At 43.9% G+C, this 839-nt stretch carries 1 protein-coding gene; it reads left to right on the top strand.

Annotated elements, in window-relative coordinates; all coding sequences use genetic code 11:
- The first annotated feature begins 551 nt into the window (after window positions 1-551).
- Window positions 552-740: a hypothetical protein gene (locus RCO25_RS34630; RefSeq protein WP_309000575.1), complete on the top strand. Its 189-nt coding sequence runs from the start codon at window positions 552-554 to the stop codon at window positions 738-740.
- The last annotated feature ends 99 nt before the right edge of the window (window positions 741-839 follow it).

Raw genomic sequence — 839 nt, 5'->3', positions numbered from 1 at the left:
GCATCACGTATATTGACTCATTCGCAGGATTTCACAAAGAAAGCACGGAGGACCGAGTTCGTTACCCAAAAGGGCTCAGACCCATCCGCTAAACGCTATCGGTCTCCACAACTTGGACAAGTATAACGAAGGAATGTAAGGGCATTGACCCGTTGAGTTGTGGGAGGGTGAACCTCCAGGGATTATGTGGAGTATGCGTGCAGTAGAGAAAGCCTGGGGAATATTTCCTGAGTGTTCCTCTATTTCCGCATGCCCAGCCCACCACCTCAAACGGCATCAACTGCGTTGCTATCTGAGATGGACTTGATCCAAGGTGACGAAATCCTGCGAATGAGTGAGTATATGTGAGATAAATCCTTAAAAACGAGGGACGGGTAACGATAGTTGAACATACAAGGGCAGCTCGCTATGGCAGCTGCTCCATTTCTTTATTAAACTAACGGACAGGTTTCAACAACGGGGTGCATATAACGATTAAACGAGGTTCCCCCCATATTTGCAACTATTTGAGTAAATTGCACGTTCTTTTTGATAAGGGGGTGCCGGTTTCAGTGATGAGAATACTCGCTACGTTCTTTGTTGTATTATTCATTCTTACAGGATGTAATCAGTCTGAAGGAGTCCCTTCTGAACAATCAGCTGCAACACACAATCCAACAGCAGACGAAATCCTCTTTAAAAATCCTAATGCAGATATTTTTCAGTTAGGTGGAATTATTTACTCAACTTTCGCAGCTTGAAATTGACAGATAAGCCTTGATGTAATTAGGCAAACCTGCAATCCAATACTGGAGTTGACTCTGAATTAGCTTTGTGATCTTCTTTCCAGCTTTCGTAGC

This window comes from Paenibacillus sp. LHD-38 (genome assembly GCF_031157315.1).
GTDB lineage: Bacteria > Bacillota > Bacilli > Paenibacillales > Paenibacillaceae > Pristimantibacillus.
The sequence above is the reverse complement of the archived record's forward strand: the minus strand, read 5'-3'. Positions and strand labels throughout refer to the sequence as shown.